Source organism: Lutibaculum baratangense AMV1 (genome assembly GCF_000496075.1).
Classification (GTDB): domain Bacteria; phylum Pseudomonadota; class Alphaproteobacteria; order Rhizobiales; family Tepidamorphaceae; genus Lutibaculum; species Lutibaculum baratangense.
This window is the reverse complement of the sequence record NZ_AWXZ01000017.1, coordinates 67,125-82,794: the sequence shown is the minus strand read 5'-3', so window position 1 is coordinate 82,794 and position 15,670 is coordinate 67,125. Positions and strand designations below refer to the sequence as shown.

The window sequence follows — 15,670 nt, the reverse complement described above, 5'->3', positions numbered from 1 at the left end:
CGTTTCCATGGGCAGGGTGAGGGCCGTCTGGATACTTGGCGCACTCGCTGCCGTCACGCTCGTCGGCCTGCCCGTGCAGTGGGCGGCCCTCCGGGTCAGCCGCCCTGCGGCGCGCCGAATCCCGGTCCTCTATCACCGGATCCTCCTGCGCCTTCTCGGCACCAGGCTGACGATCGTCGGCCGTCCGGCGCCCGGCCGGCCGCTCCTGCTCGTCGCGAACCACGTCTCCTGGTTCGACATCCCGCTCCTGAGCGCGATCGGCCCTCTGTCCTTCGTCGCCAAGAGCGAGGTCGGAACCTGGCCGGTCGTCAAGACGCTCGCGCGTCTCCAGCGCACGGTCTTCGTCGATCGCCAGCGCAGGAGCGCGACCGGCGGAACGCGCGAGGAGATCGCCGGCCGCCTCTCGGACGGCGACGTCATGGTGCTGTTCGCGGAGGGCACGTCGAATGACGGGAACAGGGTGCTCGCGTTCAAGACGGCTCTGTTCGGTGCCGTGCCGGACGGGCGGGCCGAAGACGAGAGGCCTCTTCTCGTGCAGCCGGTGTCGATCGCCTACACGCGGGTGAACGGGGTGGCGATGGGCCGGCAGCACCGCCCGCTCGTCGCCTGGCACGGCGACAAGGATCTCGCACCCCATGTGCTCGAACTGCTGCGGACGGGCCCGCTCGACGCGGTCGTCGTGTTCGGCGAGCCGATCCCCCTGAAGGAAGGCCGCGGCCGCAAGGAGGTGGCGCGGCTCGCCGAGGAGACGGTGCGCGCGGCCGCGATGCGTGCCCTGCACGCGGGCGAGGGTCTGCTGGCTCCCCTTTCCGAAAGGCGGCAAAACCGGTAAAGAGGAAAGGAGCGAGGAGGCCCGGGCGAGCCCTACGGAATGGAGGGCGCGGGCTTCGACGATGACATCGGTGCCCTGGAAGGGTGGGCGCCGCCACGCAAAGCGATTGTTTCACCAGCTGATGACAGCTTCCAAGAAGCTCTTCGTCCGGACGTTCGGCTGCCAGATGAACGTCTACGATTCGGGCCGTATGATCGACGTGCTGTCGGCGCGCGGCTACGAGCCGACCGAGACGCCCGAAGACGCCGATCTGGTTATCCTGAACACCTGCCACATCCGCGAGAAGGCCGCCGAGAAGGTGTTCTCAGAGATCGGCCGCATCCGCGCGCTGAAGGACGAGCGCGAGGCGCGCGGCCAACCGACGATGATCGGTGTCGCGGGCTGCGTCGCACAGGCCGAGGGCGAGGAGATCGTGCGGCGGGCGCCGGTGGTCGATCTCGTGGTGGGGCCGCAGGCCTATCATCGCCTGCCGGACCTCATCGACAAGGCGGCACGGGGCGAGAAGGCGGTCGACACCGACTTTCCGCCGGAGGACAAGTTCACCCGGATGCCGGCCGCGAGCGAGAAGCGCGTCCGCTCCGGCGGCGCGACGGCGTTTCTCGCCGTGCAGGAGGGCTGCGACAAGTTCTGCACCTTCTGCGTGGTGCCCTACACGCGCGGTGCCGAGGCCTCGCGCCCGGCCGGTGCGCTGGTCGAGGAGGCGAGGCGCCTCGTCGACCGGGGCGTGAGGGAGATCACGCTCCTCGGCCAGAACGTCAACGCCTATCACGGCGAGGGTCTCGACGGCCGCGAGTGGAGCCTTGCACGCCTGCTCTTCGAATTGACCGAGATCGAGGGGCTCGATCGCCTGCGCTACACGACGAGCCACCCGCGCGACATGGACGACGACCTGATCGCGGCGCACCGTGACCTCGACCGTCTGATGCCCTATCTCCACCTGCCCGTGCAGTCGGGATCGGATCGGATGCTCGCGGCCATGAACCGCCGTCACACGCGCGACACCTATCTCGATATCATCTCCCGCATTCGCGAGGCGCGACCCGATATCGCGATCTCCGGAGACTTCATCGTCGGCTTTCCCGGAGAGACGGAGGCCGATTTCGAGGACACGCTCGATCTCGTGCGCCGCGTCGGCTACGCCCACGCCTTCTCGTTCAAGTACAGCCCCCGCCCCGGCACGCCCGCGGCGGAGATGGACGGGCACGTGCCCGAGGCCGTGAAGACGGAGCGGCTGCAGCGGCTGCAGGCGGTGCTCGCGGACGGGCAGCGGCGCTTCAACGAGGGCCTGGTCGGCATGACGCTGCCCGTGCTGTTCGAGAAGCCCGGCCGGCGCGAGGGGCAGTTGATCGGCCGCTCGCCCTATCTCGTCCCCGTGCACGCCGAGGTGCCCGCGGCGATGATGGGCGCGATCACGGAGGTCGCGATCGAGAGTGCCGGCCAGAACAGCGTGGGCGGCCGCCTCGCCGTCCCGACACTTCATGCAACGAGCGCAACGCTGGCGGAGGCGCCTCTTTGAACGAAACGCCCCAGTCCAGCCGGCCCCGCGCCGGCCGGCGGCAGGACGATCCGGCTCGGACGAGCGAGCGCGTGGTCGGATTCGAGGACAACCGGCTGGCGAGCGATCTCTACGGCCAGTACGATCAGCATCTCGCGCTGATCGAGCAGCGGCTCGGCATCGAGGCGACGGCGCGCGGCAACTATGTGAGCCTGCGCGGCGACCGGGACGCATGTGCGACGGCCGCCGAGGTGCTCGAGGGCCTCTACCAGCGCCTGCTGCGCGGCGAGGATATCGGGCCCGGCGACGTCGACGGGGCGATCCGGGTCGCGACGGCCGTCAGCGAGCAGCAGGCCGTGCTGCCGGGGCTCTCCTCTCTGGCGCAGATCGGCACGCGCAAGAAGACCGTGACGGCCAGGACCGTCACCCAGGACCGCTATCTCCGCGCGCTCAACGAGAACGACCTCGTCTTCGCCGCGGGCCCCGCCGGCACCGGCAAGACCTATCTCGCGGTGGCCTACGCGGCCTCGCTGCTCGAAAAGGGCATGGTCGACCGGATCATCCTGTCGCGGCCGGCCGTCGAGGCCGGCGAGCGCCTCGGCTTCCTGCCGGGGGACATGCGGGAGAAGGTCGATCCATATCTACGTCCGCTCTACGACGCGCTCTACGACATGATGCCGACAGACCGGGTCGAGCGGGGCGTGCAGAACCGGGTCATCGAGATCGCGCCGCTCGCCTTCATGCGCGGCCGGACCCTGTCGAACGCGGCCGTGATCCTCGACGAGGCGCAGAACTGCACCACCATGCAGATGAAGATGTTCCTCACCCGCCTGGGCGAGGGCTCGAAGATGATCATCACCGGCGACCCCAGCCAGGTCGACCTGCCGCCCGGACAGAAGTCGGGCCTCCGGGAGGCGATCGACCTCCTCGCCTCCGTGGAGGGCGTCGCGCATATCGCCTTCATGGAGCAGGACGTGGTGCGCAACGCCCTCGTCCAGCGCATCGTGCGGGCCTACGAGAAGGCCGAGGCGGCGCAGGGCGCACGCAGGGGCGGCGCATGAGCACGCCGCTCGAGATCGAGCTCGTGGAGCAGGCCGGCGACTGGTCGCAATTCGACGCCGAGGCGCTCCTCGCGGGTCTGCCGGCAGCCGTCGCCGCCCACGAGCGGGCCGACGGCGTGGTGACCGTGGCGCTCGCCGACGACGCGACGCTGCGCGATCTGAATTCCCGCTTCCGCGGCAAGGACAGGCCGACGAACGTGCTGTCCTTTCCGGCCGCCGGCATTGGCGTCGGCGGTGAGGACCACCATCTGGGAGACGTGATCCTGGCGCGGGAGACGCTGTGGCGGGAGGCGGCCGAGCAGAACAAGAAGCCGGAACACCACTTCATACATCTCGTCGCCCACGGCATACTGCACGTTCTGGGGCACGACCACATCGAGGATGACGAGGCCGAGCGCATGGAGGCGCTCGAGGTCGCGATCCTCGCGGAGATGGGCGTTCCCGATCCCTATGCCGAAACCGAGGCGGGCGCCGCCTTCGCGAGTTCCACCCGAAACTGAGCCGACATGTCAGAAGAAAGCCGAAGTAACACCGAAGAACCCTCGAGTAGCGCCGCCGGCGACCAGTCAAACCTCCAGCACGGCTTCTTCGCCCGCCTGAAGGAACTGTTCGCCGGCCGCACGAGCGGCTCCCTGCGCGACGATCTCGAGGACGTCCTCGATGCCGACGCGAGGCAGCTTGCGAGCGTGCTGTCTCCGAAGGAGCGCTCGATGCTCCGCAACGTCCTCAGCCTGCGCGACCTGCGCGTCGAGGACGTGATGGTGCCGAGGGCCGACATCGACGCCGTGGAGGCCGATGCCCCCATAGGCGAGCTTCTCCAGGAGTTCCGCGAGGCCGGCCATTCGCGCATGCCGGTCTACCGCGAAGGGCTCGACGACCCCGCCGGCATGGTCCACGTCAAGGACGTGATGGGCTACGTGATGAACCAGGCGCTCGTCACGGATGCCGACGTCGCGAGCCAGCCGCAGCTGAAGGCGGGCGGCATCCACTTCGAGAAGGTGGACTTCACCACGCCGCTGAACCGCACCGGGCTCATCCGGCAGGTGCTCTACGTTCCGCCGTCCATGCCGGCCGGAGACCTCCTCGTGAAGATGCAGGCCACCCGCGCGCACATGGCGATCGTCGTCGACGAATATGGCGGCACGGACGGGCTCGTGACGATCGAGGACCTCGTCGAGGAGATCGTCGGAGACATCGAGGACGAGCACGACGAGGAATCGGCGCCGATGATCGAGCCGACCGGAGACGGCGGGTTCATCGCCGACGCGCGCGCACCGATCGAGGAAGTCTCTGCCCTGTTCGGAGACGAGCTCGAGCTCGGCGACCTCGTGGAGGAAGTCGACACTCTGGCGGGCCTCGTGTTCAACCGTGCCGGCCACGTGCCGGTGCGCGGCGAGCTCGTCCCGTTCGAGGGCGGCTTCGAGTTCGAGATCCTCGACGCCGATCCCCGGCGCATCAAGCGGGTGCGCATCCATCGCCGCCAGCCGCCCGAGCAGACGAGGCCGCAGGCGACGATGCGCTCCGAACGCTCCGATGCCGCATAGGTGCCTTTGTCCGGCCGTGGCTTCGGATCGGCTCGACCGGCCGCGGCCAGACGGCGTATGAAGGCGGCGGAAGCGGTCGATTCGGGGGCTGACAGAGCAGTGGCTATCGGAGCTGACGCGCCCCGGAACGGGCGAGCGTCTCGCGGATGAGCGATTTCGTCGACAGCCTCGCCGGACGGCTCGCGCTTCTGTGGGGATGGCGCCGGCTGCTCGTGGCCTTCCTCCTCGGCGCGGCGTCCGCGCTGGCGATGGCGCCATACGACGTCTTCCCGATCCTGTTCATAACGTTCCCGGCGCTCGTCTGGCTCATGGACGGCACGGTCGCGGCAGGGCGGGCGCGCCGGCTGAAGTCGCTTCTTCCGGCCGCGCTCACCGGCTGGGCCTTCGGGTTCGGCTATTTCCTCGCCGGCCTGTGGTGGATCGGCTCCGCCTTCCTCGTCGAGGCGGAGACCTTCGCCTGGATGATCCCCTTCGCGATGCTGCTTCTGCCCGCCGGCCTTGCGCTCTTCACCGGCCTGGGCGCGGCGGTGGCGCGGCTCCTCTGGTCGCGCGGGCCCGCGCGGGTCTTCGCCTTCGCCTTCGGAATGGCCGGTGCCGAGTTCGTCCGCGGCACGGTGCTGACCGGGTTTCCCTGGAACGGGTTCGGCTACGCGCTCGCCGCCACGGAGGCGAGCATGCAGGCGGCGTCCGCCGTCGGCACCTACGGTCTCGCCGTCCTCGCCTGCGTCCTATTTGCCGCGCCGGCCGCTCTCAGCGGTTCCGGCGAAGGCTTCGCCCGCGCTCTCCCGAGCGCGCTCGCCGTGATCCTCATCCCCGGGATCTTCGGCTTCGGCCACTGGCATCTGCGCGAGGGGGAGGTCGGGCCGGACCCGGCGGTCCGCCTCAGGATCGTCCAGCCGTCGATCCCGCAGGGACAGAAATGGCTCGCGGAGAACCGCTCCGCGATCCTCGCCGAATATCTGGAGCTGTCCGACCGCAGCGCCTCGCCCGACGCGATGGGGGCGGGGGACGCCGACCTCGTGATCTGGCCCGAATCGGCCATCCCCTTCGTGTTCGACTTCGAGACCGTGGCGCTGCCGGCGATCGCGGCGATGCTGCCCGCCGGCACCTCGCTCGTCAGCGGCCTGCAGCGGGTCGAGCCCGACGACACCCGCCCCTATGGCTACCGCGTCTACAACTCGATCTTCGTGATCGACGACCGCGGCGAGGTGGAGGACGTCTACGACAAGGTGAAGCTCGTCCCGTTCGGCGAGTTTCTCCCCTGGCAGTCGACGCTGGAGTCGGTCGGTCTGCGGCAGCTGACGCAGGTGATCGGCGGGTTCGAAGCCGGCGAGGTGCGTGATCTCCTGACGAGCGGGTCGGCACCGCCCTTCCTGCCGCTCATCTGCTACGAGATCATCTTTCCGGGCAGGCTCGTCGGGCCCGACCTGCCCCGACCCGCGTGGATCCTGAACGTCACGAACGATGCCTGGTTCGGCGACAGCCCGGGCCCGTGGCAGCACCTGCGGCAGGCGCGCGTGCGGGCGGTCGAGGAAGGGCTGCCGGTCGTGCGAGCGGCGAATACCGGCATCTCGGCCGTCATCGACGCGAAGGGGAGGGTCGTGAGACGGCTGGGCCTCGGCGAGAAGGGCGTCATCGACGCGGGCCTGCCAGCCGCGGCCCCGCCGACGCTCTACGCACGCTACCGCGAGATGCCGTTCCTCGGCCTCATGGCTTTCTGTCTCCTGGTGGCAGCCGCGGGCGCCGTCGCACGGCGGCGCTGAGATCGCCGCTCGAAGCGGCTCCTTTGGGGCTGCGTCTCACGGAAAATAGTATATGTAGAAGCCATTGCATGCCGTTAGGGTCTCCCGGGGATGCCTCAGAGGAACGCCGACTCCGAAACGCCGCAGAAGGCTCCGAACCCCATCGACATCCATGTCGGGGGTCGGGTGCGCCTGCGTCGCATGCTGATGGGCATCAGCCAGGAGAAGCTGGCCGAGCATCTCGGCATCACCTTCCAGCAGGTCCAGAAATACGAGAAGGGCACCAACCGCATCAGCGCGAGCAAGCTGTGGGAGGCCGCCCAGGTGCTCGGCGTGCCGGTCTCGTTCTTCTACGGTGAAATGGCAGAGACAGGCCAACCGAGCCCCGCGGGTCTCGCGGAGGCGGACGGCGACACCTACGTCTCCGACTTCATCGGCAGCCGCGAAGGCTTGCAGCTTATGAAGGCCTTCATGGCGATCGAGGACCCGCGCGTGAGGCGTCGCATCATCGACCTCGTGGAGAGCCTCGCCGCGAAGAGCGGGTGACGCCCCCGGACCCCTTCTCGACCTACCCCCGAAGACGGCGGTCATACCGCTTGACGGTCTCCGCGCGCGCTGTCAGAAGAGCGATAGAAAGACATTCGCTTTTCTTTATATCCGTGAAGGAAACGGTCGTGGCCAGAGCCTCCTACCTCTTTACGAGCGAGTCCGTGTCGGAGGGCCATCCCGACAAGGTGTGCGACAAGATCTCCGACGCCGTGGTCGACACGTTCCTGGCCGCGCAGCCGGATGCCCGTTGCGGCGTGGAGACGCTGGCCACGACGAACCGCATCGTGATCGCCGGCGAGGTGAGGGGCCCCGCCTCGATCGATGCCGACCACATCGAGCACGTCGCGCGCCGCGTGGTGAGGGAGATCGGGTACGAGCAGGAAGGCTTCCACTGGGAGAAGGCGAAGGTCGACGTTCTCGTCCACCAGCAGTCGGCCGACATCGCGATGGGCGTCGACGCGTCGGGCAACAAGGACGAGGGTGCGGGCGACCAGGGCATCATGTTCGGCTATGCCTGCACCGAGACGCCGGACCTGATGCCGGCGCCGATCTACTACTCGCACAACATCCTGAAGGCGCTGGCGGAGGCGCGCCATTCGGGCGCCCAGCCGGGCCTCGAGCCCGACTCCAAGAGCCAGGTGACGCTTCGCTACGAGAAAGGCAAGCCGGTCTGCGCGACCTCGATCGTGGTGTCGACGCAGCACAGCGCCGATCTCTCGACGGACGAGGTGCGCGAGATCGTGCGGCCCTACGTCCTCGATGTCCTGCCCGAAGGGTGGATGTGCGATGAGGCGGAGTTCTACGTCAACCCGACCGGTCGCTTCGTCATCGGCGGCCCCGACAGCGACTGCGGCCTGACCGGGCGGAAGATCATCGTCGACACCTATGGTGGCTCGTCGCCGCACGGCGGCGGCGCGTTCTCGGGCAAGGACCCCACGAAGGTCGACCGCTCGGCCGCCTATGCCTGCCGCTACCTCGCGAAGAACGTCGTCGCCGCCGGCCTCGCCGACAAGTGCACGATCCAGGTCTCCTACGCGATCGGCGTCTCGAAGCCCCTCTCGCTCTACGTCGACTGCCACGACACCGACCGGGTCGACGCGGCGAAGCTCGAGAAGGTCCTCTACGACATGGTGAACCTGTCGCCTCGGGGGATCCGCGAGCATCTCCACCTGAACCGCCCGATCTACGCCCGCACGGCCGCCTACGGCCATTTCGGGCGGGCGCCGGAGCCCGACGGCGGCTTCTCCTGGGAGCGCACCGACCTCGTCGACGAGCTGAAGCGGGTCTTCGGGTGAGACAAGCACGGCGCCCGTGAGCTCAGACCAGACCGAACAGCGCCAGCGCTTCTACGGACGCCGCAAGGGCCACCCGCTCCGCCAGAGGCAGCAGGATCTCATCGACCACCTGCTGCCGCGGCTTCGCGTCGAGCCGGACCGGCTGCCCGGGGATCTCGCAGACCTCTTTCCGCGGGCCGTGAGCGAGGTCCATCTCGAGATCGGCTTCGGCGGCGGCGAGCATCTCGCCCACCGGGCCCGGACGGAGCGCCACGTCGGCTTCATCGGCTGCGAACCCTTCGTGAACGGCGTCGCCAAGCTCCTGGTCGCCGTCGAGGAGGGGGAACTCGACAATGTCCGCGTCTCCGACGGCGACGCGAGGCTGCTGCTGGCCGGGCTGCCGGACGCGTCGATCGACCGGATCTGGATGCTCTACCCCGACCCCTGGCCGAAGACGCGGCACCGCAAGCGGCGCCTCCTGAACGAGGACACCGCGCCGCACATGGCGCGCGTCCTGAAGCCCGGCGGCGAGCTGCGCTTTGCGACGGACATCCCCGACTACGCCGACTGGACGCTCAGGCGTGTCGCCCGGGTGCCGGAACTCGAGTGGACGGCCGAGCGGCCGTCGGACTGGCGCGAGCCGTGGGAGGGCTGGCCGGGCACCCGCTACGAGGCGAAGGCCGGGGCGGCGGGGCGGATTCCGGCCTACCTGACCTTCCGCCGGGGGTAGCCGCCTCTTGCGCCGTTCGGGGTGAAGCGCGTATATACGTGGCATCCGAACCGTCATCGTCGGTTCGGGTACTCTCTCGGATCGATCGTGGGGGGTGGGCCTGCCGGGCCCGCTCTTTTTTGTTTGTGCCAGCGGTCGCGGCCGCCTTGGGCGCGCCACAGGATGCCGGCAAGAGGCTAGTTGATGATTCAGGACCTCGACCAGGACGAACCGCGGCTCGTGACGGAGACGGGCCTCGCCGCGCGCGTCGCCGCCATCGCGGAGCCCGTGGCCGAGGATCTGGGCTTCCGTCTGGTGCGCGTGACGATCAGCGGCCGCGAGGGCTGCACCGTGCAGATCATGGCCGAGCGGCCGGACGGCACCTTCACGGTGGATGACTGCGAGAAGCTGAGCCGGGCGCTCTCGCCCGCGCTCGACGTGGAGGACCCCGTCAAGGGGGCCTACAATCTCGAGGTCTCCTCGCCGGGGATCGACCGCCCGCTGGTGCGCGCGTCGGATTTCGAGCGCTGGGCGGGACACGAGGCGAAGGTCGAGATGGCGGTGGCGGTCGAGGGGCGCAAGCGCTTCCGCGGGCACGTCCGGGGCATCGAGGGCGGCGCGGTCGCGCTGATCCTGCCGTCGGGCTCGGAGCCGCCCGTGGCGATTCTGCTGATCGAGGACATGTCCGAGGCGCGGCTGGTGCTGACAGACGCGCTCGTCGAGGATTCACTCCGCGCGGGCAAGGCCCGCGAGAAAAACGCGCCCGAGAACGGGGCGGAGAACGGGAAGGCTTAGACGTATGGCAACGGCTGTCAGCGCCAACAGGCTCGAGCTTCTGCAGATCGCCGACGCGGTGGCCCGCGAGAAGGTGATCGACCGGCAGATCGTGATCGCGGCCATGGAGGACGCGATCCAGAAGGCCGCGCGCTCGCGCTACGGCAGCGAGACGAACGTGAAGGCGGAGATCAACCCGAAGTCGGGCGAGATCCGGCTCTACAGGCTGCGCGAGACGGTGGAGGCGGTCGAGAACCCGGTCACCGAGATCTCGCTCGAGGAGGCGCAGGAGCGCAACCCGGCCGCCGAGATCGGCGACTTCATCTCCGAGCCGCTGCCCCCGCTCGACTTCGGCCGCATCGCCGCCCAGTCGGCCAAGCAGGTCATCGTGCAGAAGGTGCGCGACGCCGAGCGCCAGCGCCAGTACGAGGAATTCAAGGACCGCATCGGCGACGTCGTGAACGGCGTCGTCAAGCGTGTCGAGTACGGCAACGTGATCACCGATCTCGGCCGCGGCGAGGCGATCATCCGCCGCGACGAGCTCGTGCCGCGCGAGACCTACCGCCCCGGCGACCGCGTGCGCGCCTATGTCTACGACGTGCGCTCCGAGCAGCGGGGGCCGCAGATCTTCCTGTCGCGCACGCATCCGCAGTTCATGGCGAAGCTCTTCGCCCAGGAGGTGCCGGAGATCTATGACGGGATCATCGAGATCAAGTCGGTCGCCCGCGATCCGGGGTCGCGCGCGAAGATCGCCGTCATCTCGAAGGATTCCTCGATCGACCCAGTCGGCGCCTGCGTCGGCATGCGCGGCAGCCGCGTCCAGGCGGTCGTCAACGAGCTCCAGGGCGAGAAGATCGACATCATCCCGTGGTCGCCGGACGCCGCGAGCTTCATCGTGAACGCGCTGCAGCCCGCCGAGGTGGTGAAGGTCGTGCTCGACGAGGACGCGAACCGCATCGAGGTCGTGGTGCCGGACGACCAGCTGTCGCTCGCCATCGGCCGGCGCGGCCAGAACGTGCGCCTCGCCTCGCAGCTCACCGGCTGGGACATCGACATCCTGACGGAGCAGGAGGAGTCGGAGCGGCGGCAGAAGGAGTTCGCCGAGCGCACGGAGATGTTCATGGAAGGCCTCGACGTCGACGAGGTCGTGGCCCAGCTCCTCGTGTCGGAAGGCTTCTCCTCGATGGAGGAGGTGGCCTACGTGCCCCTCGGGGAGGTCTCGGCGATCGAGGGCTTCGACGAGGAGACGGCCGAGGAGATCCAGACGCGGGCGCGCGAATATCTCGAGCATCTCGAGGCCGAGCTCGACGCCAAGCGCAAGGAGCTCGGCGTCGCCGACGAGTTGAAGGACGTCCCGGGCCTGTCGACGGCGATGCTCGTCACGCTCGGCGAGAACGACGTCAAGACGCTCGAGGACCTGGCGGGTTGCGCCACCGACGACCTGACCGGGTGGACCGAGCGCGTGAACGGCGAGACGAAGCGGGAGCCGGGCTTCCTCGAGGGCTTCGACCTGTCGCGCGACGAGGCGGAGGCCATCGTCATGGCCGCCCGCCTGAAGGCGGGATGGGTGACGGAGGAGGAGCTCGCAGCGGCCGCCGCGCAGGACGAGGAAGAAGCGGACGACGTGGACGAAGCGGGAGAAGCGTGACGCAATCCGAGACCGACATCGAAGACGCCGTCGAAACCGACGAGGGCCCGACGGACCGCGGTCCGTTCAGGCGCTGCATCGTGACGCGGGAGAGCCGTCCGGCGGACGGCCTGCTGCGTTTCGTCCGCGCGCCGGACGGAGCCGTCGTCTTCGATCTCAAGCGGCGCCTGCCCGGACGGGGTGCCTGGGTGGAGGCGCGCGCGGAGTCGGTTGCAATCGCCGCGCGAAAGAACCATTTTGCAAGAGCGTTCAAGGCCAGGTCGGTTCCGCCCGCGGATCTCGACGACCAGGTCCGGGACCGGCTGGCTGGCGCCGCTCTGGGGGCGCTCGGGCTGGAGAGGCGCGCGGGGCGGCTTGCTGTGGGCTTCGCCGACTGCGAGGCGCTACTCCGGAAGGGGCGGGCGGTGCTCCTCCTTCATGCGGCGGGAGCGGCCGCGGACGGGATCAGGAAGCTCGATCAGGCCGCCCATAGCGGCGGGACCACACCTTTCGTCTCGCGCTCGTTTACCGCGCGGGAAATGAGTTTGGCCTTCGGTCGAGGGAATGTGATACATGCTGCCCTCGAAGCGAGCCCGGGCAGCGAGGCGGTCGTGGCGCGCACCCGCCTGTTCGAGAATTACACAGAAGAGCGCGGCGTCGCGCGCGATGTCGCAGGACGGACGGAATGACGGATACCAAAGAGCCCGAAGACAAGACTCTGAGCCTGGGATCGCGCAAGACGCTGAGCCTGCGCCGGACTGTGGAGTCCGGCACGGTGAAGCAGAACTTCCCGCGCGGACGCTCGAAGTCCGTCGTCGTGGAGAAGAAGAAGCGGCGCACGCTGATGTCTCCGGGCGAGGCGGCCCAGCCGCAGCCCGAGCCCGTGGCGGAGGAGCCGGCAGAGCCCGCGAAGGCCGCGCCGCAGCCCGCACCGCAGGTCGAGGCGGAGGCGCCGGCACCGGCGCCCGCCGAGGCCCCCAGCGCCGCGGCCGAGCCGGAGGCGAAGGCTGCGGAGCCCGTGGCCGAGGCGCCCGTGGCGGCGCCCGAGGTCGAGGCCGAGCCCGCGGAGGAGCCGGCAGCCGCGCCCCAGCCGAAGCCTGAGGCCCCGGCCGCCGCCGCGCGGCCCGCGCAGCCGACCGTCTCGCAGCCGCAGGCCTCGTCCCGCGTGGCGCCGCAGGCGCCCGAGCGCGTGATGCGCCAGGGAGATCGTCAGCAGCAGCCGCGCCGGCAGGAACAGCCGCGCCGTGGCGGCCGTGGCGGCCAGCAGCCGGGCGGACGCGGTGGCGTCGTCCTGAAGTCGCTGAGCGACGAGGAGAAGGACGCGCGCACCAGGGCGCTCGCTGAGGCCCGTGTCCGCGAGGTCGAGGAGCGTCGCCAGGCGGAGATCGACGCGAAGCGTCGCGCCGAGGAGGAGGTTCGCCTCGCCCGCGAGCGTGAGGAGGCCGAGCGCCGCCGCCAGGAGGAGGAAGCCCGCCGTCAGGCCGAGGAAGCCTCCCGCAAGCGTTCCGAGGAGACCGCGCAGAAGCGCCTGAGCCGCGAGGCTCCGGCCGCCGCGGCGCCGGCGGCTGCCGACGAGGCGCCGGCGAAGGGCGCCCTCGCGGCCCGCACGACGCCGCGCGGCGCGGCGGCCACCGACGAGGAGGAGCGCGGGAAGCGCCGCGGCGCCGCCGAGGCGAAGCCCGCACGTCGCGGCGATGACCGTCGCCGGGGCAAGCTGACCGTGTCGAACGCCCTGAGCGGAGACGACGCGCGCGGCCGCAGCCTCGCCTCCATGAAGCGCCGCCGCGAGCGCGACCGCCGCGGCGTCCAGAGCGGGCCTCAGGAGAAGGTCACGCGCGAGGTCACGATCCCGGATACGATCACGATCCAGGAGCTCGCGAACCGTATGGCCGAGCGGGCGGTCGACGTCATCAAGCTCCTCATGCAGCAGGGGCAGATGATGAAGATCAACGACGTCATCGACGCCGACACCGCCGAGCTGATCGTCGCCGAGATGGGCCACACCCCGAAGCGCGTCTCGGAATCCGACGTGGAGGAGGGGCTCGTGGGCCAGGCCGACCGCGATGAGGATCTGAAGCCGCGCGCGCCGGTCGTCACCGTCATGGGCCACGTCGACCACGGCAAGACGTCGCTGCTCGACGCCATCCGCAAGGCGAAGGTCGTGCAGGGCGAGGCCGGCGGCATCACCCAGCACATCGGCGCCTATCAGGCGCAGGCGCCGAACGGCGAGACGATCACCTTCATCGACACGCCGGGCCACGCGGCCTTCACCTCGATGCGCGCCCGCGGCGCCAAGGTCACGGACATCGTGATCCTGGTCGTGGCGGCCGATGACGGCGTGATGCCGCAGACGATCGAGGCGATCAACCACGCCCGCGCGGCGGGCGTCCCGATGATCGTGGCCGTCAACAAGATCGACAAGCCGGATGCCGATCCCAACCGCGTCCGCAACGACCTCCTGCGCTACGAGGTCGTGACGGAGGCGATGGGCGGCGACACGCAGGAGGTCCAGGTCTCCGCGCTGAAGCATATCGGCCTCGACGAGCTTCTCGAGGCGATCCAGCTGCAGTCCGAGGTTCTCGAGCTGAAGGCGAACCCGAACCGCTCCGCCGAGGGCGTGCTCGTGGAGGCGCAGCTCGACAAGGGCCGCGGCCCGGTCGGCACCGTGCTCGTCCAGCGCGGCACCCTGCGGGTCGGCGACATCGTCGTCGCAGGCGCCGAGTGGGGCAAGGTTCGCGCGCTGATCAACGACAAGGGCGAGAACGTGAAGGAAGCCGGCCCCTCGACGCCCGTCGAGGTGCTGGGTCTCAACGGAACGCCGGAAGCCGGCGATCTTCTCGCCGTCGTCGACAGCGAGGCCCGCGCCCGCGAGATCGCGGACTATCGTCAGCGCAAGCGGCGCGAGCGGCTGCAGGCCCGTGGGGCCGGGTCGCGCACGACGCTCGAGCAGATGATGAGCCAGATCAAGGAGGCCGGCACGAAGGAGTTCCCGCTCGTCGTGAAGGCCGACGTGCAGGGCTCCGCGGAAGCGATCACCGGCGCGCTCGAGGCGCTCGGCAACGAGGAGGTCGCCGCACGCGTCGTCCTCCAGGGTGTCGGCGGCATCACCGAGTCCGACGTGGCGCTCGCCCAGGCGTCCGACTGCATCATCGTCGGCTTCAACGTCCGCGCCAACCGGCAGGCCCGCGAGGCGGCCGAGCGCGAGGGCATCGAGATCCGCTACTACAACGTCATCTACGACCTCGTGGACGACGTGAAGGCGGCCCTCTCCGGCATGCTGTCGCCGACGCTCCGCGAGACGATGCTCGGCAATGCCGAGATCCTGGAGGTGTTCAATATCTCCAAGGTCGGCAAGGTCGCCGGTTGCCGCGTGACCGACGGCGTCGTCCAGCGCGGCGCCCATGTCCGCCTGATCCGCGACAACGTCGTGGTTCACGAGGGCAAGCTCTCGACGCTCAAGCGCTTCAAGGACGAGGTGCGCGAGGTCAATGCCGGCCAGGAGTGCGGCATGGCGTTCGAGTCGTACCAGGACATGCGGCCTGGCGACGTGATCGAGTGCTACACGGTCGAAGAAGTCCAGCGCACGCTATAGTGACGAGGCTCCGGGCGCACGACGTCCGGAGCCGCCATATTCCGAGGTAATTGAGACATGGCAGCACGCAGCCCGAGCCGGGCCGGCGGCGGCCCGAGCCAGCGTCAGCTGCGCGTCGGCGAGTTGGTGCGGCACGCGCTCTCCGAGATCCTGCAGCGGGGCGACATCCCCGATCCTGTGCTCGAGACGCATCCCGTCACGGTCCCCGAAGTCCGCATGAGTCCCGATCTCAAGCACGCGACCGCCTACGTGATGCCCCTCGGGGGCAGCGACCAGGAGGCCGTCGTGCAGGCGCTGATCCGTCACCGGGCCTACCTTCGCGGCCTCCTCGCGAAGAAGGTCGAGGTGAAGTACATGCCGGACCTGCGCTTCGAGCTCGATCCGAGCTTCGAGGAGGCGCAGCACATCGACGACCTGTTGCGCTCGCCCAAGGTCGCGCGCGATCTCGATCAAGACGGAGATTGAACGGCG

At 69.5% G+C, this 15,670-nt stretch carries 14 protein-coding genes; all 14 read left to right on the top strand.

What is annotated here, in order from left to right; genetic code table 11:
- The first annotated feature begins 7 nt into the window (after positions 1 to 7).
- The 14 genes from olsA to rbfA all read left to right on the top strand — a co-directional run bounded on the left by olsA (position 8) and on the right by rbfA (position 15,664).
- On the top strand, positions 8 to 832 hold the full coding sequence (olsA, locus tag N177_RS05950) for a lyso-ornithine lipid O-acyltransferase (protein ID WP_023431360.1): 825 nt from the start codon (positions 8 to 10) through the stop codon (positions 830 to 832).
- A gap of 121 nt (positions 833 to 953) precedes the next feature.
- Complete coding sequence (gene miaB / locus N177_RS05945) at positions 954 to 2,348, top strand: tRNA (N6-isopentenyl adenosine(37)-C2)-methylthiotransferase MiaB (protein WP_023431359.1); 1,395 nt, start codon at positions 954 to 956, stop codon at positions 2,346 to 2,348.
- A complete protein-coding gene (locus N177_RS05940; protein WP_425280792.1) occupies positions 2,345 to 3,388 on the top strand; it encodes a PhoH family protein in 1,044 nt (347 codons plus the stop codon). The genes miaB and N177_RS05940 overlap by 4 nt, the downstream gene beginning before the upstream one ends.
- Positions 3,385 to 3,888: an rRNA maturation RNase YbeY gene (ybeY, locus tag N177_RS05935; protein ID WP_023431357.1), complete on the top strand. Its 504-nt coding sequence runs from the start codon at positions 3,385 to 3,387 to the stop codon at positions 3,886 to 3,888. The genes N177_RS05940 and ybeY overlap by 4 nt, the downstream gene beginning before the upstream one ends.
- Positions 3,889 to 3,894: 6 nt before the next feature.
- Complete coding sequence (locus tag N177_RS05930) at positions 3,895 to 4,932, top strand: hemolysin family protein (protein ID WP_023431356.1); 1,038 nt, start codon at positions 3,895 to 3,897, stop codon at positions 4,930 to 4,932.
- 146 nt (positions 4,933 to 5,078) lie between these two features.
- Positions 5,079 to 6,695, top strand: a complete 1,617-nt coding sequence (gene lnt / locus N177_RS05925) for an apolipoprotein N-acyltransferase (RefSeq protein WP_023431355.1) — start codon at positions 5,079 to 5,081, stop codon at positions 6,693 to 6,695.
- Between the two features lie 90 nt (positions 6,696 to 6,785).
- Complete coding sequence (locus tag N177_RS05920) at positions 6,786 to 7,220, top strand: helix-turn-helix domain-containing protein (RefSeq protein ID WP_023431354.1); 435 nt, start codon at positions 6,786 to 6,788, stop codon at positions 7,218 to 7,220.
- 128 nt (positions 7,221 to 7,348) lie between these two features.
- Complete coding sequence (metK, locus tag N177_RS05915; RefSeq protein ID WP_023431353.1) at positions 7,349 to 8,518, top strand: methionine adenosyltransferase; 1,170 nt, start codon at positions 7,349 to 7,351, stop codon at positions 8,516 to 8,518.
- Positions 8,519 to 8,534: 16 nt separating this feature from the next.
- On the top strand, positions 8,535 to 9,227 hold the full coding sequence (trmB, locus tag N177_RS05910; RefSeq protein WP_023431352.1) for a tRNA (guanine(46)-N(7))-methyltransferase TrmB: 693 nt from the start codon (positions 8,535 to 8,537) through the stop codon (positions 9,225 to 9,227).
- A 183-nt stretch (positions 9,228 to 9,410) separates the two neighbouring features.
- Positions 9,411 to 10,001, top strand: a complete 591-nt coding sequence (gene rimP / locus N177_RS05905; protein ID WP_023431351.1) for a ribosome maturation factor RimP — start codon at positions 9,411 to 9,413, stop codon at positions 9,999 to 10,001.
- A gap of 4 nt (positions 10,002 to 10,005) precedes the next feature.
- Positions 10,006 to 11,628 carry a transcription termination factor NusA gene (gene nusA / locus N177_RS05900; RefSeq protein WP_023431350.1) on the top strand — a complete coding sequence of 541 codons (1,623 nt, stop codon included), beginning with the start codon at positions 10,006 to 10,008 and terminating at the stop codon, positions 11,626 to 11,628.
- Entirely contained in the window at positions 11,544 to 12,296 is a 753-nt protein-coding gene (locus N177_RS05895) for an RNA-binding protein (protein WP_081718396.1), read from the top strand. The genes nusA and N177_RS05895 overlap by 85 nt, the downstream gene beginning before the upstream one ends.
- On the top strand, positions 12,293 to 15,199 hold the full coding sequence (infB, locus tag N177_RS05890) for a translation initiation factor IF-2 (RefSeq protein ID WP_023431348.1): 2,907 nt from the start codon (positions 12,293 to 12,295) through the stop codon (positions 15,197 to 15,199). Before N177_RS05895 ends, infB begins: the two co-directional genes overlap by 4 nt.
- Before the next feature lie 57 nt (positions 15,200 to 15,256).
- Entirely contained in the window at positions 15,257 to 15,664 is a 408-nt protein-coding gene (gene rbfA / locus N177_RS05885) for a 30S ribosome-binding factor RbfA (protein ID WP_023431347.1), read from the top strand.
- Positions 15,665 to 15,670: the final 6 nt, after the last annotated feature.

Coding starts and splice junctions, on each gene's coding strand:
- ybeY (WP_023431357.1), top strand. CDS start 3,385: ATGAGCACGCCGCTCGAGATCGAGCTCGTGGAGCAGGCCGGCGACTGG.
- N177_RS05920 (WP_023431354.1), top strand. CDS start 6,786: ATGCCTCAGAGGAACGCCGACTCCGAAACGCCGCAGAAGGCTCCGAAC.
- infB (WP_023431348.1), top strand. CDS start 12,293: ATGACGGATACCAAAGAGCCCGAAGACAAGACTCTGAGCCTGGGATCG.
- lnt (WP_023431355.1), top strand. CDS start 5,079: ATGAGCGATTTCGTCGACAGCCTCGCCGGACGGCTCGCGCTTCTGTGG.
- miaB (WP_023431359.1), top strand. CDS start 954: ATGACAGCTTCCAAGAAGCTCTTCGTCCGGACGTTCGGCTGCCAGATG.
- N177_RS05930 (WP_023431356.1), top strand. CDS start 3,895: ATGTCAGAAGAAAGCCGAAGTAACACCGAAGAACCCTCGAGTAGCGCC.
- olsA (WP_023431360.1), top strand. CDS start 8: ATGGGCAGGGTGAGGGCCGTCTGGATACTTGGCGCACTCGCTGCCGTC.
- nusA (WP_023431350.1), top strand. CDS start 10,006: ATGGCAACGGCTGTCAGCGCCAACAGGCTCGAGCTTCTGCAGATCGCC.
- rimP (WP_023431351.1), top strand. CDS start 9,411: ATGATTCAGGACCTCGACCAGGACGAACCGCGGCTCGTGACGGAGACG.
- rbfA (WP_023431347.1), top strand. CDS start 15,257: ATGGCAGCACGCAGCCCGAGCCGGGCCGGCGGCGGCCCGAGCCAGCGT.
- N177_RS05895 (WP_081718396.1), top strand. CDS start 11,544: ATGGGTGACGGAGGAGGAGCTCGCAGCGGCCGCCGCGCAGGACGAGGA.